Annotated in this window: 20 protein-coding genes; 8 read left to right on the plus strand and 12 right to left on the minus strand. The window is 56.9% G+C overall.

Translation table 11 applies throughout. The annotated features are described in order from the left end of the window. Positions 1-2: 2 nt before the first annotated feature. From CR159_RS13100 to CR159_RS13135, 8 genes are read left to right on the plus strand one after another with little or no spacing between them, the layout of a single operon-like run. The gene (locus CR159_RS13100) at positions 3-500 is read left to right on the plus strand and encodes an SUF system Fe-S cluster assembly regulator (RefSeq protein WP_102074402.1); all 498 of its coding nucleotides are present in this window, start codon (positions 3-5) and stop codon (positions 498-500) included. Next, positions 497-1,942 carry a Fe-S cluster assembly protein SufB gene (sufB, locus tag CR159_RS13105; RefSeq protein ID WP_102074403.1) on the plus strand — a complete coding sequence of 482 codons (1,446 nt, stop codon included), beginning with the start codon at positions 497-499 and terminating at the stop codon, positions 1,940-1,942. Before CR159_RS13100 ends, sufB begins: the two co-directional genes overlap by 4 nt. Positions 1,943-1,954: 12 nt before the next feature. Continuing rightward, positions 1,955-2,725, plus strand: coding sequence for a Fe-S cluster assembly ATPase SufC (gene sufC / locus CR159_RS13110; protein ID WP_102074404.1), 771 nt, complete (start codon positions 1,955-1,957; stop codon positions 2,723-2,725). Beyond that, a complete protein-coding gene (gene sufD / locus CR159_RS13115) occupies positions 2,722-4,029 on the plus strand; it encodes a Fe-S cluster assembly protein SufD (protein WP_102074405.1) in 1,308 nt (435 codons plus the stop codon). Before sufC ends, sufD begins: the two co-directional genes overlap by 4 nt. After that, positions 4,026-5,288 carry a cysteine desulfurase gene (locus CR159_RS13120; protein WP_102074406.1) on the plus strand — a complete coding sequence of 421 codons (1,263 nt, stop codon included), beginning with the start codon at positions 4,026-4,028 and terminating at the stop codon, positions 5,286-5,288. The genes sufD and CR159_RS13120 overlap by 4 nt, the downstream gene beginning before the upstream one ends. Next, positions 5,281-5,736, plus strand: coding sequence for a Fe-S cluster assembly sulfur transfer protein SufU (gene sufU / locus CR159_RS13125; protein WP_102074407.1), 456 nt, complete (start codon positions 5,281-5,283; stop codon positions 5,734-5,736). Before CR159_RS13120 ends, sufU begins: the two co-directional genes overlap by 8 nt. An 11-nt stretch (positions 5,737-5,747) precedes the next feature. Next, the gene (gene sufT / locus CR159_RS13130) at positions 5,748-6,302 is read left to right on the plus strand and encodes a putative Fe-S cluster assembly protein SufT (RefSeq protein WP_102074408.1); all 555 of its coding nucleotides are present in this window, start codon (positions 5,748-5,750) and stop codon (positions 6,300-6,302) included. Positions 6,303-6,331: 29 nt separating this feature from the next. Then, complete coding sequence (locus CR159_RS13135; protein ID WP_102074409.1) at positions 6,332-6,757, plus strand: OsmC family protein; 426 nt, start codon at positions 6,332-6,334, stop codon at positions 6,755-6,757. A 60-nt stretch (positions 6,758-6,817) separates the two neighbouring features. On the opposite strand, the gene CR159_RS13140 is transcribed toward CR159_RS13135, so the two are convergent. The 12 genes from CR159_RS13140 to CR159_RS21890 all read right to left on the minus strand — a co-directional run. Next, complete coding sequence (locus CR159_RS13140; RefSeq protein WP_102074410.1) at positions 6,818-7,636, minus strand: response regulator transcription factor; 819 nt, start codon at positions 7,634-7,636, stop codon at positions 6,818-6,820. A 282-nt stretch (positions 7,637-7,918) separates the two neighbouring features. Continuing rightward, positions 7,919-8,227, minus strand: a complete 309-nt coding sequence (gene csgH, locus CR159_RS13145; RefSeq protein WP_102074411.1) for a curli-like amyloid fiber formation chaperone CsgH — start codon at positions 8,225-8,227, stop codon at positions 7,919-7,921. Positions 8,228-8,347: 120 nt separating this feature from the next. Beyond that, complete coding sequence (locus CR159_RS13150) at positions 8,348-9,046, minus strand: hypothetical protein (RefSeq protein WP_102074412.1); 699 nt, start codon at positions 9,044-9,046, stop codon at positions 8,348-8,350. Positions 9,047-9,138: 92 nt separating this feature from the next. Beyond that, positions 9,139-10,080 (minus strand): CsgG/HfaB family protein, encoded by a 942-nt coding sequence (locus tag CR159_RS13155; RefSeq protein WP_102074413.1) that lies wholly within the window; start codon positions 10,078-10,080, stop codon positions 9,139-9,141. Continuing rightward, complete coding sequence (locus CR159_RS13160; RefSeq protein ID WP_102074414.1) at positions 10,077-10,541, minus strand: curli assembly protein CsgF; 465 nt, start codon at positions 10,539-10,541, stop codon at positions 10,077-10,079. Before CR159_RS13160 ends, CR159_RS13155 begins: the two co-directional genes overlap by 4 nt. Further along, positions 10,542-11,045: a curli production assembly/transport protein CsgE gene (locus CR159_RS13165; RefSeq protein ID WP_102074415.1), complete on the minus strand. Its 504-nt coding sequence runs from the start codon at positions 11,043-11,045 to the stop codon at positions 10,542-10,544. 259 nt (positions 11,046-11,304) lie between these two features. After that, positions 11,305-11,781, minus strand: a complete 477-nt coding sequence (pgaD, locus tag CR159_RS13170; protein WP_102074416.1) for a poly-beta-1,6-N-acetyl-D-glucosamine biosynthesis protein PgaD — start codon at positions 11,779-11,781, stop codon at positions 11,305-11,307. Next, positions 11,778-13,106, minus strand: a complete 1,329-nt coding sequence (gene pgaC, locus CR159_RS13175) for a poly-beta-1,6-N-acetyl-D-glucosamine synthase (RefSeq protein WP_102074417.1) — start codon at positions 13,104-13,106, stop codon at positions 11,778-11,780. The genes pgaD and pgaC overlap by 4 nt, the downstream gene beginning before the upstream one ends. Beyond that, positions 13,099-15,132, minus strand: a complete 2,034-nt coding sequence (gene pgaB / locus CR159_RS13180) for a poly-beta-1,6-N-acetyl-D-glucosamine N-deacetylase PgaB (protein ID WP_102074418.1) — start codon at positions 15,130-15,132, stop codon at positions 13,099-13,101. Before pgaB ends, pgaC begins: the two co-directional genes overlap by 8 nt. Positions 15,133-15,141: 9 nt before the next feature. Continuing rightward, positions 15,142-17,595 (minus strand): poly-beta-1,6 N-acetyl-D-glucosamine export porin PgaA, encoded by a 2,454-nt coding sequence (gene pgaA / locus CR159_RS13185; RefSeq protein WP_102074419.1) that lies wholly within the window; start codon positions 17,593-17,595, stop codon positions 15,142-15,144. Positions 17,596-18,054: 459 nt separating this feature from the next. Beyond that, a complete protein-coding gene (locus CR159_RS13190) occupies positions 18,055-18,747 on the minus strand; it encodes a FadR/GntR family transcriptional regulator (RefSeq protein ID WP_102074420.1) in 693 nt (230 codons plus the stop codon). 69 nt (positions 18,748-18,816) lie between these two features. Next, on the minus strand, positions 18,817-19,083 hold a 267-nt coding region (locus CR159_RS21890), incomplete at its 5' end, for a hypothetical protein (protein ID WP_233208305.1).

A 19,083-nucleotide genomic window follows, 5' to 3' on the forward strand; every position in this document is an offset into this window, starting at 1 on the left:
AGATGCTGCGTATCAGCAAGATTATCGACTATGGCACCTTGGTGCTTACCCACATGGCTAGCGCGCCTGAACGGGTGTTCAGCGCTGCCGACCTGGCCGCTACGCTGGGGCTTGGTCAGCCTACCGTCAGCAAGGTGCTCAAGCTGCTGGGCCAGCACGAGCTGGTCAAAAGCAGCCGTGGCGCCCGGGGTGGTTATATGCTTGGCCGGCCCGCCGGCACCATCAGCATCGCGCACATTATAGACGCTTTGGAGGATCAGCCATTCGGCCTGACCGAATGCACGTCGATGCCGGGTGCCTGCAGCGTCGAGGCGGGCTGCCACATACGCACCAACTGGCAGCGCATCAACTCCATTATCCGCCATACGCTCGAAGACGTAAGCGTAGCCGATATGCTCAGTCCCACACCTATTGAATTTCCGCTGGTACCCCGCCATTTGCCCGAAACGCAAGCAAGAACAAGGGCCGTCCAGGCCACGACATGGAGTTTTCCCGAATGAATACCGTAAACGACAGCATCGACTCATTTCTGGACCGTGAATATTCGGCCGGTTTTGTCACGTCGATAGAGTCGGACACCATACCGAAGGGCTTGTCCGAAGACACGATACGTTTGTTATCGGAAAAAAAAGGCGAACCCGAATTCATGCTGGAATGGCGCCTCGCGGCCTACCGTCACTGGCTCACCATGACGCTACCCGAGTGGGCGCAGGTCAGTTTTCCGCGCATCGACTTCCAGGATATCAGCTACTACTCGGCGCCCAAGAAGAAAGAGGGCCTCAAAAGCATGGACGAGGTCGATCCCGAGCTTTTGCGTACCTACGAGAAATTGGGTGTTCCCCTGCACGAACGAGCCCGCCTTGCCGGCGTGGCGGTGGATGCCGTATTCGACTCCGTATCGGTCGCCACCACGTTTCGCAAGCAGCTGGCCGAAGTCGGTGTCATCTTCTGTTCGTTCTCGGAGGCGGTCAAAGACCACCCCGAACTGATACGCAAATACCTGGGTACGGTAGTACCGACCAACGACAATTATTACGCAGCCCTGAACTCCGCCGTGTTTTCGGATGGGTCGTTCGTGTACATACCCAAGGGCGTGCGGTGCCCCATGGAGCTGTCCACCTATTTCCGCATCAATGCGCAGGATACGGGGCAGTTCGAGCGCACCCTCATTATTGCCGACGAGGGCGCATCGGTCAGCTACCTGGAAGGCTGTACGGCGCCCATGCGCGATGAAAACCAGTTGCACGCCGCGGTCGTGGAACTGGTCGCGCTGGACGACGCCAAGATCAAGTATTCCACCGTACAGAACTGGTATCCCGGCGATAAAGACGGCAAGGGCGGCATCTATAACTTCGTGACCAAGCGCGGCGACTGTCGCGGAGCCCGCTCGCGTATTTCCTGGACGCAGGTGGAAACCGGTTCGGCCATCACCTGGAAGTATCCCAGCGTGATCCTGCGCGGCGACGATTCCACCGGCGAGTTCTACTCCGTGGCACTCAGCAATCATCGCCAGCAAGCCGATACAGGCTCGAAAATGATACACATGGGCCGCAATACACGCAGCACCATTATCTCCAAAGGTATTTCCGCCGGCCATGGCAGCAACACCTTCCGAGGCCTGGTACGCATGACGCCCAAGGCAGAAAACGCGCGCAACTACACACAGTGCGACTCGCTGCTTATCGGCAAGCGGTGCGCGGCACACACGTTTCCCACCATCGAGGTGCAGAACCCCTCGGCCAGCGTGGAACACGAAGCGACTGCCTCGCGCATCGGGGAAGATCAATTGTTTTACGCCATGCAGCGTGGCCTGACGGCCGAAGATGCGGTTTCCATGATCGTCAATGGTTTCTGCAAGGAAGTTTTCAAGGAATTGCCAATGGAATTTGCAGTCGAGGCTCAGAACCTGCTCGGCGTAAGTCTGGAAGGCAGCGTAGGTTAAGGAGAAATCGTAATGCTGAATATCAAAGATCTGCACGCCTCGGTCGAGAACAAGTCGATACTGCGCGGCCTGAATTTAACGGTCAACGCGGGCGAAGTGCATGCCATCATGGGGCCCAACGGCTCTGGAAAAAGTACCCTGTCGCAAGTGCTGGCCGGACGTGAAAGCTACACCGTCGAAAGTGGCTCGGTCGACTGGATGGGCCAGAACCTGCTCGAAATGGCGATCGAAGAGCGCGCGCGTTCGGGCTTGTTCATGGCTTTCCAGTATCCAATCGAGATTCCGGGTGTGTCGAATGCCTATTTCCTCAAGGCGGCCGTCAATGCCGTACGTCGTCATCAGGGTCTGCCCGAGCTTGACGCCATGGACTTCCTCAAGCGTGTAAAAAGCGAAATGAAGGCCGTGGGCATGAAGGAAGAATTCCTGTATCGCTCCGTAAACGAAGGCTTTTCGGGCGGCGAGAAGAAACGCAATGAGATCCTGCAAATGACTTTGCTGGAACCCAAGCTTGCCATTCTGGACGAAACCGACTCGGGGCTCGATATCGATGCCTTGAAGGTCGTGGCTGACGGAGTGAACCGCTTGCGTTCGCCTGATCGGGCCCTGATCGTCATCACCCATTACCAGCGACTGCTTGACTATATCGTGCCCGATTTCGTGCACGTGCTCTCCGGCGGTCAGATCGTCCGCTCCGGCGGGCGGGAACTGGCCCTGGAGCTCGAGGAGCGCGGATACAGCTGGATAGGCGAATCGCCCGCCACCGCAAAAGGAGCCGCGGCATGAGCACTGTACAAACCTGGGTGGCCGACTTTGCGGTTCGCGAGCAGGGTTTGACAGGCGCCAACGTGCCTTGGCTCGCCGCCATGCGGAAAAACGCCATCCAACGGTTCGCCGAGGAAGGCTGGCCCACCGCCAAGCAAGAAAGCTGGCGCCATACGTCGCTGGCGACGCTCGAGCAGCAATCGTTCGCGCCCGCTATCGAAGTGTCCGTTCGCGAACTGGCCAGCCAGGTGCGCGGCACCGACACTGGGCATTGGCTCGTTTTTGTCGATGGCCGCTATGCGCCCGAATTGTCCAAAATTGGCGCTTTGCCGGCTGGCGCCGACGTGCGCAGTCTTTCGCAGGCCTTGGTCGATTCGCCGGACCAGGTCCAGGACGCCTTTGGCACTGAAATCCAGGGTTCGAGCGCGACGGCACTGAACGTGGCGTTGGCCTCGGACGGCGCCTTCATTCATCTGGCGCGCGGCGTCGCACTCGAAGAACCGGTGCACCTGCTTTTTATCGCCGCAAGCGAACAGGCCGCCAGCTTCCCGCGCAACTTGATCAGCGCCGAGGCCAATGCGCAGGCAACCATCGTCGAGCATTACGTCGGGCAGGGCAGCAGCGCGACCCTTACCAATACGGTAACCCGTGCGAACCTTGCAACAGATGCGCGCATCACGCACATCAAGCTGCAGCAGGAAAGCGAAGAGGCATTCCACCTTGGCGCCTTGAATATCGAGCAGGCCAAGAGCTCCGTATTCAACTCCCACTCCATGTCGTTCGGCGCACGCCTGGCGCGCCACGATATTGCCACGACATTTGGCGGACAGCGTTGCGAAACCTTGTTGAACGGCTTGTACTACGTTGATGGACGCCGTCACGTCGACCACCATACGCTGGTCGGCCATGCCCAGCCGCATGGCGTCAGCCGTGAGTACTACCGCGGCATACTCGCCGACAAGGCGCGGGGTGTGTTTGGCGGCCGTATTCTGGTTTCGCCCGGTGCCGATGGCACCGACGCCGTCCAGCGATCCGACAGCCTGTTGCTGTCTCGCATGGCCAAGGCCGACGCCCGTCCTGAGCTCGAAATCTATGCGGATGATGTCAAGTGCGCCCATGGCGCCACAGTCGGCCAGATCGACGAGAACAGCATGTTTTACCTACGTGCGCGCGGTATGGACGAAGTCCATGCACGCAATATATTGACGTACGCGTTTGCGGCACAGGCCGTTGAGCGTATCGAGCTCGAGTCCGTGCGCCATCGGGTGGCGCATGCCATTCGTTCCTTGTTGCCCGGCGGCGCCAGCCTGGGAGTCCTCGCATGAACGCGCCCTTGTCCGTTGCAAGCCAGGCGCCTGTATTAGATCGCGCCGGCGACTTCCCCATTCTGTCGCGCCCGGTTCAGGGTCGTCGTCTCGTGTACCTTGATAATGGCGCCACGACACAGAAACCCGCAGCGGTCATCCAGGCCGAATCCCGGTTCTACGAACAGTCGAACGCCAATATACATCGGGGCGTACATTGGCTTTCGCAACATGCCACCGATCTCTACGAGCAAGGCCGCGAGTCCGTCCGACAATTGCTTAACGCTGCACGTTGCGAAGAAATCGTCTTCACCCGTGGTACGACCGAGGGCATCAACCTGGTGTGCTGGAGTTGGGCACAATCGGAATTGAAGCAGGGCGACGAAATTGTCATTACCGGCATGGAGCATCACTCCAATATCGTGCCGTGGCAACTGTTGTGCGAGCGAACAGGCGCAGTCCTGCGCGTTGTTCCAGTGACGGATTCGGGCGAACTCGATCTCGACGCGTACCGCGCCTTGCTCGGCCCGCGCACACGCCTGGTCGGCGTGGTTCATATTTCGAACGCACTGGGCACCATCAATCCCGTCGCCGAAATGATCAAGATGGCGCACGAAGTCGGCGCAAAAGTATTGGTCGACGGCGCACAGGCGGTTGCGCATCAGGTGGTCGACGTCCAGGCGCTCGATTGCGACTTCTATGCCTTTTCCGCGCACAAGCTGTATGGCCCTACCGGTATTGGCGCCCTGTACGTGCGTTACGATATTCTCTCCAAGATGCCCCCGTGGCAGGGCGGTGGCGACATGATCCATACGGTCAGCTTCGAACGCAGCACCTATGCGGATGTGCCCCAGCGCTTTGAGGCAGGTACGCCGAATATAGCGGGAGTCGTCGGTATGGATGCCGCCATACGCTACATGCAGGAAATCGGACTCGATGTTATCGCGGCCCATGAGCAGTCCCTGCTGGACGCTGCCACGGCAGAGCTGGCCGCGTTGCCAGGCATCCGCATGATCGGCACCGCCCGGCGCAAGGCAGGCATCGTATCGTTTGTGGTTGACGGCATACATCCGCACGATCTTGGCACCATTCTCGATATGGAAGGGGTCGCCATCCGGGCCGGACACCATTGCGCCATGCCGCTTATGACCCGTTTCGGCATACCGGGCACGGCGCGTGCATCGTTCGCCCTATATAACACGCAGGCCGACGTTGCCGCGCTGGTCGCCGGCTTGCGCAAGGCACAGAAATTGTTTGGAACAGGACCCCGGGATGACTGAACAGTACGGCGATTTACGCGAGCTTTACCAGGAAGTGATCTTCGATCACAACCGCCATCCACGCAACTTTCACGCAATGGACGATGCCAGCCACACCGCGGTGGGCCACAACCCTTTGTGCGGCGATCAGCTCACCATCTATGCGCAAGTCAAGGATGGTGTAGTGAATGAAGCCAGCTTTGTCGGACACGGTTGTGCCATTTCCACGGCGTCCGCCTCGCTCATGACTGAAGCGGTCAAGGGCAAGGCCATAGACGAAGTGGAGTCGCTGTTTCGCGATATGCACGCCATGCTTACCGAAGCACATCCAGAGGGCCGCGATTTCGGCAAGCTGGAAGTTCTTTCGGGCGTTCGCGAGTTTCCCGCCAGGGTGAAATGCGCCACGTTGGCGTGGCATACCTTGCACAACGCCATTACGCAGGCCCGAGACATCGCCCGCACCGAGTAAAGAGGTTCATCATGAGTTATGCACGCCAGGAAGTGATAGTAAATCGGGACTGCCCCGCTGTGACCGTCCCCTACGGGTCGCCCGTCACCATCGAGGAAGGGTGTTCGGCCACCATTACCCAGCAGTTGGGTGGAAGCTACACCGTTGTCGTGGAAGGGAATCTATACCGTATTGAAGGCATAGATGGCGATGCGCTGGGGTTCGATCCCATTGAGGCGCAGTCGCATGTGCCGGAAGGACCAATAACTGCCCAGTCGATTGAAGACGCGGCATGGAGCCTGCTGGCGACTTGCTACGATCCCGAGATTCCGGTCGATATCGTCAACCTGGGTCTGGTCTACGGCTGCAAGGTCGTGCCGGTGGGTGAAGACAAGTTCCGCATCGAAGCGCAAATGACGCTTACGGCGCCGGGCTGCGGCATGGGCACCATGATTGCCGACGAGGCCCGCAGCAAATTGTTATCCATACACGGTGTGGACGAGGCGACGGTTGATCTGGTCTGGGACCCACCGTGGAGTCGTGAAATGATCAGCGAGCCAGCGCGCTTGCAGATGGGTTTGTTGTAACGCTACATCCATCCATATAAGGAGCAGTGATGATTAAACATGCATCGGCAGTCTGGAAGGGAAGTATCAAGGAAGGCGGCGGCACAATTTCCACCGAGACCGGCGTATTGAATAGCGCCCCGTATGGCTTTAAAGCCCGGTTTGAGGACGGCCCTGGAACAAATCCGGAAGAACTCATTGGCGCCGCCCATGCAGGCTGCTTTTCCATGGCCTTATCGTTGATGCTGGGCGAAGCCGGCCTGACCCCCGAAAGCATAAACACCAGTGCGGCCGTTACCCTGGAAAAGGTAGGCGATGGCTTTGCCATTACGGCCAGTCATCTTACCGTCGTCGCCCGCATACCAGGCGCGGACCAAGCCAAGTTTGACGAAATTGCAAACCAGGCCAAGGCAGGTTGTCCGGTATCCAAGGTGCTGAATGCCAAGATAACAATGGACGCCACACTCGAAACCTGATCTCTGGTTTCGTCGTTATGTTGTTCACTCCGGCCTGCACGCGTGCAGGCCGGAGTATTTTCAAGGTCGGATGCCTGCGCGTTGCCGAGCGGTCGTGCCGGGCATGAACTCGACCGTGCTGTGCGCTTCAAGCTCGGGCTTGACGGGCGCCGAGCCGGATTCCTGTTGCCCGCTGATTGACGCCCAACCTAGCGTGGCACCCCGCGACACAGCGGCATAGACCGCTGCGTTCCGGTTGTGCACATCGAGGCGCTGATATAGCGTTTCGGTATGGGCCTTGGCGGTAGCGACCGAGATATTTAGGTAGCGGCCCACCGTTTTCATGGGGTAGCCTCGGGCAAGCAATACCAGCACTTCGTATTGGCGCGGGGTGAGACCCAACATCTGGCATTCTGAATTGGCATCCGAGGACACCTTGGGCTTGGCTTCGGGCGGGGGAGGCCATTTGACCGACTCATATAATGGCGTCAGGGCCTGGGGCGGTTTGCTGACATTGGGCCGCAAGGGAAAGCAAGTGCCACCAGCCAGAATCAGGCGTACCGATGCCTGCAAAACTTCTGGTGGGACATTCTTGGGCACATAGCCGGCTACAGATGCTGGCAAACCTTTTGTAGACGTTGGCATATCGCTGCTTTCGGACAGCAAGAGTACTGTCTTGGGCGAATAAGAACGATCGACGGCCGTCACCAGGTCGTGTACATCGTCTTGCGACGATATTGATAGAAGTAAAAGGGCGCACTGGCCGGATTTGTGAACTTCTTGCGGAGGAGAGGCATATTCGCCGCCTTCCAGTTTCACGCCGGGTACGACGTCTGACAAAAGCTGCAAGATACCGAGCCGTAGCAATGGGTGGGGCTCGATGACAATAATAGTCGGCATTCTTCTTCTTCCTAGGTTCCTCGTCGCCCTTTTGTGAGCGTCGATCGAGAGGCTGAAGCACTTGGATCGTTGGCCGGCTTTTCCTATTTGCAACCTGGCAAGGCGGAGCCGGTATTACGGTCCATCGCGGTGCAGCCATCTGTCTAGTTTCGCGGGTAGCGAAACGAATATCCAACTGGATCGTTTCTTTATGGTATTGGCACAGCGCTGATTAAGCAAGCATCCGCTAAGCAAAGAGCGTTGTAAGTCATTACTTTAAATAGACAAAATCCCTGGATGCCTTTAGTCTGGGCACTTGAAATGGTAGTTTCGGTCGGCCACGCCGGCTTGCGAAAGCACCAAATCTATTTCACATTCATCGTTGGGCGACCGGCTTAATGACATTTGTGACAACGCGGCCGGTACATTTGCCAGCACTGTCACGACACCGCCTTGTCCTATCACCGATTTCCCGCTATTGCTCTTCTTTACGGTACGCAATTTGTAGCGTAACGTCATGTCGGCGCTGCTGCGCACATACGGCACAACAATCGCAGGTTGAGATTTGGCAAACGTTTCAAGCCAAACCTGTATATTGCTATCCCCTACCATTTTACTTCTCCAGTAGTTTTGATCTGTGTCAAATTCGCAACGAAGCCCGGCGTAGCGAGAGGTTTTCCTCTGGGCCACAGGCAGGTTAGTTCCAACCTGTGGCCGTCCCGATCTACTGATTTAACGCTGGTTGATATACGCCACGTTGCGGTAGCCGCTGGACTGCGATACCGTCGCGATCTTGTCGGAGCCGGTCTGCATCACGGTAGCTTCATGTCCCGTGCCGCGCTGGCTGACCGTGGCTACCAAATTGCTGCCGGTTTGCGTGATGTAGGCGTCGTTATACTTTCCACGTTGAGCGATACTTGCCTCGTTGTGGGCGCCGCCCGTGCCGTGTTGTACGATACCGGCTGTGTTACGCGTGCCGTCCTGGAAAATGTTGGCGTCGACATTGCTGCCGGTCTGGGTGATCCACGCATCGTTGTTATAACCACCTGCCTGTTCGATATGCGCGGTCTGGTTTACACCATTCGACCACTGTCCTGGTACATACTGCCAGCCGCCACCATGGCGTCCACCGGTACGTACCCACTGGCCTTGTCCCATCTGGCCTCCTTGGTTTATGGTGGCCGATCCGGCGCTGCCATCCTGCGTGATGGTAGCCAGCGAGTTGGTGACACGCTGTTGCAGGATCACGCCTTCATTGGCGAAGCCGCTTTGTGAAATCGTTGAGACAGCACCGCTGTTATCGTACTGCTCAACGGATGCGTCGTTGAACCAGCCTTGTTGGTAGATGCTGGCTTCATCAGCTGCCATGGCCGCAGTGGCGCCGTAAGCCAGGGTGATGCCAATGGCGAGTGCAGACAATTTGATACTCATATATTTCTCCTCAGAATAAAGACCAAATATTGCAAGCCAGTCCGGCGGTCTTTGATACCGGACTGCGGTACGACGCTACGGTTGTCCTATCTTCACAGGTCTTTTGGGGCCGATGAGACAGTTGTGTTATTGGAGTCCCCGGGGATGCTGATCGGGACTGATGCGTAATTCGTGGCTTCGCGCAAATAGTTCTGGATGACCGGCAAATTCCAGTCGTTCTCATTTTTGAGCACCCAGTTTCTGTCTTTGAGGCCCTGGACGGTCAGGTGCACGACGGCTGCTTCTATGGCTTCCTTGACGCACAACTGTGCAGGTTCGTTAGTCGTGACGCCGCCCTCGATTTCAAGAAGATCTTTGAAATTCACGAACTTATAGACGCTGGGGCGTACCTCGTACGAGAAAATCGTCTTGGTGGTCGAGACAGTCTGCAGTACCTGGCCTGTGCGAATGTCGACGCTGCGCAGGCCTATGGTTACCTGGTCCATGCGATACTGGGTGGACAATCCCACGCCCAGGAACTTGGCGCCCAAACCGCCGGACCGTACATTGCTTTCGTAGGAAATGATTCCTCCGTCTATCAGGATGGAGGCGGGAACGAGGGCAGGGATGTATATTTCCGGCGCATCCTTGGCCTGGGACCCGTCCAGAGCCCGGACAATACGGCGTTCCGTCAATAATTCCTGCAGGCTTTCACGTTCGACGGGAGTAAACCAGCCGGACTCCCTTAACGCCTTCACCAGCATCGACGCCGCGCCTTGGGTTACCGACGTCGAGAATGAGCTGTCCGGGGAGGGTTTGTACTGCCCGGTCTGGTCGCGAAATCCATAGACAGCCACCACGACTTTGCCTTTTGGCGGTGGAAGATTGCGCAAGTCATGTGAGGTCGGTGTGGGGGGTGTCAACTGTGCTGCAGTAGTCACCTGGACCGGCGTGCTTGGCACGGCGCACGCACCCAATGCACCGCAAAGAATTGTTGTCACCCCAGCCAGGGCCATGCGCTTATAGGCAGCGCCATTTTTTTTTGTAGTATTCATCCTTGGTTGCTCACATTAAAGACCGTGGTCGCGCCTGTAAGCTTGTCCAGCGTCGTAATGGTCAGGTTGTTGGGGTTGCTGGGGGACACGGCAACCGTGATGGTGAAGTTGTTGGTCTCCAGGGTGCCCGGTACATAATTGCCGTTTGCGTCCATGATCTGGCCGCTGGCAGCGGTGGCCATGCGATTTATCACGGTGCGTTCAATGGTCTCGTTAAGTAACTGCGCGGGTGTTTTATCTTCAATGCCGTAGGCATCTGCCGTAGGATCAGTGTGCTTGTTGGTCACCTGGGCGGAGTTCAACAGGACCGCTCCGTTCAGGGGGTTGCCGCCAAATGACGGGTTGAGAGGGTAATACACCAACTCTGAGGCGGCAGCCTGGCCTGCCAGGGCGGCTGACACAATCAATAGCGCAGTGCGTATGCGGTGTTCTGTTGTTTTTGCCACGATATCTCCTTTCATTTACATCTCCTCGGGTCCTAGATCTGGTGTTTTCACCATGATCCGTTCAATTTCACTGTCATTGATGTTCTGGTAGACCAGTTCAACGGCTGACCAGCTGATCTTCTTGGTTGCAGCTCGCGCTGGCGGCAGAAAAGCGTGGAACATTCTTTTCTGCCGGAACTGCACCCATATTTCGCTGCCGAATCGAGCTGAGGGGCGCTCGTGTATGGATATCGTGTATTGGCCGCTGATGTCTTTTTGGCGCCATCGCGAACTGAAATACTGATAGAAGTCTTTGCCCAGTACCGTGACCGTTCGGTTTACGACTATGCCGCCCAAGGGGTCGTCGAATACGGAGCGCCTGGGCTGGTCCGAACCGGTCGCCGCAGCTTGAGGCAGTCCGGCTTTTGATACCACTGGTGTCACTTTTTCCGCGTTTTTTGTTACAGAAGTAACGGCGGCGAAGGCAGTGACGCCATTCAGGGCAAGAGCCAGTGGGCACAGTAAGGTCAGCAAACGCATCGAATCCTCTCCCTGCAACGATTTGGTTTTATTCGTAAGGCTGCGGGGCGAGGCTGACGCAATAGGGCGTACCCTTTTGATTCCTCTTCCCGTCTACCTTTGTATCTTTATGTCGAATCTTCTTAACTTAAAGAAACGAATTGCATGGATGTATCTTAGAGGCGTAGGCCGGGCGAAACATGCGGTAGATGGCGTAAGCCGTGTCCGGCTTTTTGTCATAGGACGAATTTCTATGGCCGTAGCCAAACGGCCTAGGCCGTCAGGCGACTTTTACCTGTGTCAATGTCGACCCGTTGAGTGCGGGTTGCATCTGCAATTGGTCGGTTTCGAGATGCGCAATGGCGCCATCGGTGGCGTGATAGATGACGGTCACGCGGCTGCTTTGTATTTCCCTGAGCTGGTTCAACGTCAATTGAAAGTGGTCCGCAACCGTGACTTCATCGATACGCGGCAGCGCTTTGGGAACGTCAAGATCCTTGAAAAAAAGGTCGTGGTAGCGCGCCCAGAGCACCAGCACCAGGGCATTGGCTGCACCGACCAACAGATAGGCGGCCAGAGTCGTCATGGTAGGCAAATAGGGGTCAAGCATGGATACTTGCGCGCTTCCATAAGAGGCCTTGTCCATCACGCTGACTACGCCTCGGGTAAACAGGTAAAAGAAGCCCATCCAGCCTATGGCCGTAAGTGTGGTGTCAATAGCCAGGGAAACACTTGAGCGCTGCGTCGTAATAATCATGACAACTCCTTTATGCCGCGATCGGGACTGGACCAGCGAGCACGCTGGCGCCGGATACGAAGCATGACTTTAGGGAAACTGAAAAGGGTGGTGAAAAAGTTGATGATCCAGTAGGCAAATGGATACCAGATGATCCAGTACAACGAGCGGGACAGACCGGGTTCGTAGCGGCGGTCAATCAGGGTGCTGACGCAGAATTGCAGCAGACATACCATCGCGAGCACCATGCCGGTAAAGGCCGGAGGGAGAAAGGTCGACACCTGTACATTGGGCGGTAAGGTCGTAATGTGTCCGAGGACCCAGAGAACGATTGAAAGTGCCAGCGCAAACGCCCAGGCAATAGACAAGCAGTATTCGGCCATCAACAGCCACAACCGGCGATACTTCCAGTTCCAGATGCTGACGAGATTTTTCAGGAATACCTCTGCCCCCCCCTGGGCCCAGCGCACTCGCTGCTTCCATAGTCCTTGCAGTGTTTCCGGCATGAGGATCCAGCAAAGTGCCCGAGGCTCATAAAGAACGGTCCAGTTTTCGCGCTGCAGTTTCCACGTGATGTCGATGTCTTCCGTGATCATGTCCAGGCTCCAATAGTCAACCTGGTCCAGTGCCTGGCGCCGGAACGCAGCCACGACGCCGGATACGGAAAACAACTGCCCATAGACACGCTGGGTGCGTTTAATCAGGCCGATAATGGACGAGAACTCCCCGACTTGTATGCGCCCGATCAACGTTGACCGGGTACGTATGCGCGGATTGCCCGTCACCGCTGCGACATTCGGGTCCTGGAGCATGGGAGCAACCAGATAACGTATGGCGTCCGGATCCAGATGCGCATCGCCGTCAATGCAGACAAGGTATTCGCTGCGCGCCGCCATGGCTCCCATGCGCAGGGCCATCGCCTTGCCCTGGTTTTGCGCCAGGTGTATGACTCGCAGCCTGGGGTTTTCGGCTGTCAACCTATCCAGGATGGCGGCCGTTGTGTCGGACGAGCCGTCGTTCACCGCGATCACCTCGATATTCGCGTAGTCCTGGTTCAGCGCGGCCCGGATGGTCTCTTCACCGTGATGCTCCTCGTTATAGCAAGGTACGATTACGGTGATCAGCGGATGGCCGACAAGCTCCGGCGAGCGGTATGGCCGCCACTTCCAGTGCCGTTCCCATTGGAACCAGAAGTACAGCCCGCCGGCAATCCAGATCCCGGACATGAACAAGGGATAAAAAAATACGAAGTTGAGCAAGACACTGCTTGTCAGCACAAGAGTGAGCCCAAACGGGGCGCCAAGTGCAATGCACAACACTAACAGGGCGATGAGTCGATCAATCATGGAAGGGATACCAGGCGTTCGAGATTGCGGGCCGGATGACGTCCAATTCCGGTTGGTTCTTCGTGAAGTCATCGGGGTAATAACCAAAGCTTCGGGCGCCGCTCAACTGCAGGCGTTTTAACCAGCGAGCCATCAACGCGGAGTCGATGTGACCCGAATCTTCCTGGCCTTTGGACGGCCGCCAGTCACGGCCCTGTATCTCAAAAACCGTTTTGTTCAAGGCGCCCGGCCGGGTGCCAACGGTGGAGACGAGCGTGTCAAGCCAGGCATCAGCCTCGTCGGCGGGGACGTTTTCCATCCATGGCATGGCCATGGGCGCGGTCCAGTCATAAGCAGCCAGGAAATCATCCAGGTTCTGCGCATACCACGCCTCGCTTTCCGGATGCAGGATAGGTTCCGCAAAGATATTGCGGGCCGTCTTAATCTGTGGGCCTCGTATGGCGTGGACATGCTCGGTCAACTCCTTGGTAAAGTCGACCAGATACTGGCTTTTGTAGCGTGTCCAGCGCTGCATGGTGTCCGGATCCGCGCGCAACTCCTTGATACTGCCCGGTAGACCGGCTGCCCGGTAGGCCGCCAGTGCTTGCGGGCCGGCATCCTCGAAGTCGGACAGGATGGCATCGTCGTGGAAAAGGATACCGCTGAAAGAAGAGTGTTTGGCCAGATCCTCATACATCTCCGTGATCTGCTGGCGGGCTACCGGGTCGAATGGCGAAAGGCGCTGGTACTGGTTTTTGTCGACCGCTGTTTCCCCGGTATCGGGATTCCAGCTCGTCACCCGCGGGATTGAGGCGGCCAGGTCATAGCTGAGCACCGGCATCCATGCGTACACGTTGACAAACGCCCGGCTTTTCAGTTGCCATGCTGCGCGACTGAACAGGTCGGCCCTTACCGGCAAATGACGGTTGGGGAAGTACACCGACTTCACCAGGCCGTCACCAGTGGGGTCGGCGTATGCCTGCAGGAAGACGGTGGTGATCTTCATGTCGGCAATGCGTTGAACCAGATCACCCAGATTTCGGTCCATCTGTTCCGGATCGGCGTCATAGACGTAATCCAGGTCGACATGGGCAACCCGCATGACTTCGTTGTTTTCCATGACCGTGCTGACATTGGCGAAATTGCGCAATTGTGGGTCGTTGGACACCAGTACCCGGGGTGTGTCGATGAGGTTATCGATGGAGCCCAGGCCGGAGTCCAGTGACAAGATCAGCGAGTAACCGTGGTCCTGGACTATCTTCAAGGCTTCGCCGTTCGCTGCGCCATAGGGCCAGACCCACACCCGCGGCTTCTTGCCAGTCACCCGGGTGATTTTTGCAGTGATTCGCTTTACATCTTCAGCAATACGCGTCTTGAACTGGGCATCGGTCTCATACTTTCCCGTGGCGGCATCGTACGCACGTGTGGCGGCGGCGGGCAGTAGATTTCCTTGGGGATTGCCGGGAATTCCGTAGTGCAGATCGTCGGTATGAGCCCCGATCTCCACGAGTCCCGAGCGTGCCACTTCGCTGATCTGGTCCCACGTCAGGAACCGTTCGCGCTCGATCATCTGGCCGCCGAAATTCACCTTCTCATTTTCCGGGGTATCTACCCATTTGCCTACCGGCGCCAGGACGGCCGGCCAGTTATAAGCCTTCAGTAGCGGAAATACCCGTGTATAGAAGCTGCGGTATCCATCATCGAAGGTAAGGAGTACCGCTTTTTCGGGGAGTGACTCACCTCCCTCGCTGGCCGTCAGAATCTGGTCAACCGTGATGGGCTGATAGCCATTTTCCCGCAGCCATGAGAACTGCTCCTCCAGGCGCTCTGTCGTGACACTCACGAAGGACTGGTCAGGATCACTGTCTTCGACATCATGGTAGCCCAGTGCCAAGTACTTGTTCTTGGGCCAGGGTTCATTGAAATTATGGCTGGGACGTTGTTCCGGCGGAACGAATGCCGGGATATTCTTGGAGCATCCGCTCAACAGTAAAAGAGAACAAAGGAGGCTGGCCATTGAACGTATGGAGGTAAGGTTGACAAACATGTTGGCTCTCTAAAAACGCAGATTCATTTCAAACATGATGCGCAGTTCACGTTCACGTACGCCGTCATACGGCCGGCTCACGCCGGTTACTGTCGCGCCGATATCGAATGCATCGTTGAACTGGTAGCGCATGCCATACCCCAGCGCCCCAATCGCGCCGGTGCCATAGCCTTTTTGTGCATACAGCCCCGCACCGAAGAGAAAGCGCTGTTCCCATACCGTCTCGTAGCGGCGATGAAGGATATGGGTGAGGTTCAGCGTGGGAAGCACTTCAAGGTCTGACCGGGGATTGAAGTAGGGCACGTCTTCAATCGAATTGTGTGAGGCGGCGATGTTCATCTGCAGGTCAGCCTTCAGCGTCGGCGTTGTGTAGATCCGCTCAGTTCCGGAAATGACCCCGGTCCACCGATTGTTCCCGTCGCTGAAGTGGGAGGGCGCCACGGAAAACGTCCACTCGCGCCGCTCATTGGCGCGCCAGCGCACATAGGCACCCAGGCTGTTCGCTGAGATATCGCTACGCAATGCGCGTAAAGGCGTTTCCCGTGAACGCAGCTCGGCCGATCCTCCGACTTGCCAATGATCATTGAGATCGTACGCGGCGCTTACGCGGGCTCCTGGTTTGGTGCCGTATCCGTAGTTGTGACTTGATACTTCAAGCTCCGCGGTAATGTCGCGGGCACGGTATTCGACGCCAGTACGCAGCCACCGATAGTGAGCGGTTCCTTCTTCGAACTCCCCGGTGGCATAGCCGCCGCCGCCAAACGCGCGCCAGTTGTAATCCAACGGCGCCGAGTAAAGCACCGTTTCGATATTGAAGTCCCCACTGCCGACGACTGGGCTGTCGGACGCAATACCGCGGTTGCCCGATACCCTGAGTTCAGCTTTTTTATGAATTGCCCAACGGCGGGCCAGGGTGTCGGTTGGTTTTGCCTCGGGGAATCGGGCGGCCAGGTCAAGAGCCAGTGAGTTGGCCTGACGCCATTCCTGCAAGTCGATCGCGGTCAGGCCTTGTCCAGCCTGTACTTCCACACCCCGTGGTTCCAGAGGCTCAGCCATTTTGAGTTGCGTTTCGGCCGCTCGCGGAAGGCTGCGCCCGCGATACACGCCGGCCAGCGCCGCACGCAGGCCCACGTTTCTTGGAGCCTGGTCGACAAGCTCTTCCAGGCGTCGTTGCGCGGCAGGCGTGTCATCCGCGTAATACAAGGACAGGGCTGCGGTTTCCTCTGCATAGAGATGCAGGTCGTTGGGAACCGATTGAGGGACGCCCCTTATACGGCGCCATATTGGCTGCTCTTTCCTCGCGGCCTCGATGACCTGCGACGCCTCGTCGAACTGTTCGCTTTCAATCAAGGCATAGAACAGCCTGGTTTGATTGCTTAGATGTTCTCCAGGACTGTCGAGTTTGCTCGCACTGTCGCTCAACACCTGCTTGTAAAGATGCGCCGCGACTTCCGGCTGGCGCAAGTAAAGGTAGGCATTTGCAACATCGTTGAGTACGTAGCGCGGCACCTCGACACCCTGGGCTTTCATCGCCTCATATTCGCTGACGACTTCCGGCATGCGCATGCGTATCTGCAGGGCCTGTAATCTGTCCATACGGACCCGCAAAAGCTCGTCGTTCGCCACGGGCCCCAATGCTTCCCAGGCCTGGATCAGACGGTCGTACTCGGCCAAAGAGCGATCGACAATAACGAACCTTTCGGACTCTTGCCGGCTGGGCATCTCCGCCAGCCGCACCAGTTCGGCGGCATAGTCTGCCTGCAAATTGCGGATCTCCTTGTCATTGAGCAGCCCCGGATGCCCGCGAGCCGCGTTCAAGGCGGCCAGCGGCATCCCGGCTCGCTCAAGGCTCTTGATATATTCGCGGGTGACATAGTTCTTGCCAGGGGCAATGGATCTGGCCTGGTCTGCCAGTTGAAGGGCGGCGTAAGGGGAGTTCGTCCCTCTATAGGCATAGCCGAGGGCCAGCCGCAGGTCGACGTCTCCCGGATGCTGTTCCACCTGTTGCTGGCCGAGCAAGACAGCAGCGTCGATATTTCCCGCATCCGTCAAGACCATGATCTCGCCTACGACAAACGACGTCTGGCGTGGATACAGCTGTCTGCCTTGGCGGTATCGCGCCAAGGCGTCATCCCAACGCTGCGTGTCGCGATAGGCCTGGGCGATTGTCCTTAGTACGTCGGCGGGTAGCCTGTTGGGGGGGGGATCCAGGCCTTCGTAGACGAGTATCACCTCGTCGGGGGCGCCGGCCCAGCCGGCGATAAGGATACGGTCGTAGGCCGCGCGCCAATCCCTAGGATGTTCGGCGCTATGCTGGCGCAGCATGATCAGCGCCGGTTCATACTCTCCGGCGCGCGCGCCATGTATCAGTGCATCATAATCAGCGCGCGATATTCTCGCGTCGGCGACGTTGGCTGTCGTGGACAGTATCAATGAAAAAAGGCAAGTAAAAGCTGTCTTCATGATGATCCATTCAGCCTTGAGCGGACAGCATCATTCGTCTTGCGGATGGGCACATGGCATTCCTTTCCCTGGATTTTTCTCTGAATTTGAAGGCAACGAGGGCTCCACCACCAGTTATGGAAATCTGGCGGAGAGCTCGAGCTTGTCAGGATTTTTCATGTCTGGATACAGACACGCATGGATGAATGATAGAGAGGAACGCCTAGGCATCAAATGCGTTATATGGCTTAAGTCGGTAGCTCGCCGAATGGCTGAGCGCGTGTATGCGGTAGTCGGCAATATGGCCGACTGCCTCAACGGAACTACGAGCGCATGCAACAACGGGTTATAGACGCTCGCTTGGGCAACTCTTCCGTTAAACCCGATCTTTTTTCCCTCAATGACCGCTGCCTGCAAGATTCCGACATCTCGACAGCGGCTTCTCCTTAGACGTAGGGAATCTAGAGGCGATTTGGGAGGTTAGAGCCCATAATGGCGTTGCACCCTCCCTATGTGCTCTGTCATGAGCTCTTCAGCAAGCTTTGTGTCTTGGTCTACTAAAGCAGAAAAGATTAATTTATGTTCAGCGTTCGATGTACGGCTGCGTTCTTTATCTCGGAAGAAATGTTTTCTCCGGCTTTCTGACATTATGTAGAAAGGGTTGACCAGTTGCATAAGCACCAAGTTGTGGGTCGCGCGGAATATTGCCATGTGGAATTCATAATCCAGGTTGCCCACAGGCTCGTTCGAGTTCTCTATGGCATTGTCAAAGCGTTGAATAATCAGTTCAATGTTGGCAATGTCTTGCTCAGTGCGGCGTTGTGCAGCCAGTATGACGGCTTGAATTTCGATAATCCGGCGCACTTCAATGGCTTGCGCTAGACGCTCGTCGGAGAGCGCCAGCTCCAGCCCCGAGAACAGACTGAGGGTTTCGAGGCTGATGCATTCCGGGGTAATATTCAGGTAAATGCCTGAATTAGGCCGGCGTTCCAGGTAGCGTAGGCCTTCCAGTTTTGATAGTACTTCCCGCAGCACTCCTCGTCCTACGCCAAAGCGTTCGGCGAGTTCTCTTTCCGACGGTAGGCGCTCGCCGGGCGCGTAGTTTCTTTGCTCGATTAGCCTGAGCAGTGCAATCATCGTTCGAGTCGTAAGCTCATCTTTCTCTTTAGTCATGTTAGAAGCCGCTGCTCCGAGGGGTGAAATGGGCGGATCCAACGTGAATGCCCCTGTGAAGCGCCTGAATTATATCGATAATGCAGGCGTCCAGTCTTTTAGTAAGAGGCGCGTACGAGCCTGATGGGCCGCGCTCGTATTGTTTCCTTTGCCTCTTTGTTGACCGAATGATCGGGTAAGTCTCTTTTGAGCAAGATGAGGGTTTGTTGGGTAATCCCCCCATAGAACCGCAGTGAGCTGAAGTAGAATTTCCACAACAAGGAAATTCGAGCAATGAAGCAATCCCGATTTACCGACAGCCAGATCATGGCGATCCTCAAACAAGCCGAAGCCGGC

The sequence above is a fragment of the Pollutimonas subterranea genome (genome assembly GCF_002849655.1).
GTDB lineage: Bacteria > Pseudomonadota > Gammaproteobacteria > Burkholderiales > Burkholderiaceae_B > Pollutimonas > Pollutimonas subterranea.

Bases quoted from the DNA above. Each gene is read 5' to 3' on its own strand.
- CR159_RS13120 (WP_102074406.1), top strand. From the start codon at position 4,026: ATGAACGCGCCCTTGTCCGTTGCAAGCCAGGCGCCTGTATTAGATCGC.
- pgaB (WP_102074418.1), bottom strand. From the start codon at position 15,132: ATGTTTGTCAACCTTACCTCCATACGTTCAATGGCCAGCCTCCTTTGT.
- sufU (WP_102074407.1), top strand. From the start codon at position 5,281: ATGACTGAACAGTACGGCGATTTACGCGAGCTTTACCAGGAAGTGATC.
- csgH (WP_102074411.1), bottom strand. From the start codon at position 8,227: ATGGTAGGGGATAGCAATATACAGGTTTGGCTTGAAACGTTTGCCAAA.
- sufB (WP_102074403.1), top strand. From the start codon at position 497: ATGAATACCGTAAACGACAGCATCGACTCATTTCTGGACCGTGAATAT.
- CR159_RS13160 (WP_102074414.1), bottom strand. From the start codon at position 10,541: ATGAAAGGAGATATCGTGGCAAAAACAACAGAACACCGCATACGCACT.
- CR159_RS13135 (WP_102074409.1), top strand. From the start codon at position 6,332: ATGATTAAACATGCATCGGCAGTCTGGAAGGGAAGTATCAAGGAAGGC.
- sufD (WP_102074405.1), top strand. From the start codon at position 2,722: ATGAGCACTGTACAAACCTGGGTGGCCGACTTTGCGGTTCGCGAGCAG.
- sufC (WP_102074404.1), top strand. From the start codon at position 1,955: ATGCTGAATATCAAAGATCTGCACGCCTCGGTCGAGAACAAGTCGATA.
- CR159_RS13100 (WP_102074402.1), top strand. From the start codon at position 3: ATGCTGCGTATCAGCAAGATTATCGACTATGGCACCTTGGTGCTTACC.
- pgaC (WP_102074417.1), bottom strand. From the start codon at position 13,106: ATGATTGATCGACTCATCGCCCTGTTAGTGTTGTGCATTGCACTTGGC.
- pgaA (WP_102074419.1), bottom strand. From the start codon at position 17,595: ATGAAGACAGCTTTTACTTGCCTTTTTTCATTGATACTGTCCACGACA.
- CR159_RS13155 (WP_102074413.1), bottom strand. From the start codon at position 10,080: ATGAATACTACAAAAAAAAATGGCGCTGCCTATAAGCGCATGGCCCTG.
- pgaD (WP_102074416.1), bottom strand. From the start codon at position 11,781: ATGATTATTACGACGCAGCGCTCAAGTGTTTCCCTGGCTATTGACACC.
- CR159_RS13150 (WP_102074412.1), bottom strand. From the start codon at position 9,046: ATGAGTATCAAATTGTCTGCACTCGCCATTGGCATCACCCTGGCTTAC.
- sufT (WP_102074408.1), top strand. From the start codon at position 5,748: ATGAGTTATGCACGCCAGGAAGTGATAGTAAATCGGGACTGCCCCGCT.
- CR159_RS13140 (WP_102074410.1), bottom strand. From the start codon at position 7,636: ATGCCGACTATTATTGTCATCGAGCCCCACCCATTGCTACGGCTCGGT.
- CR159_RS13190 (WP_102074420.1), bottom strand. From the start codon at position 18,747: ATGACTAAAGAGAAAGATGAGCTTACGACTCGAACGATGATTGCACTG.
- CR159_RS13165 (WP_102074415.1), bottom strand. From the start codon at position 11,045: ATGCGTTTGCTGACCTTACTGTGCCCACTGGCTCTTGCCCTGAATGGC.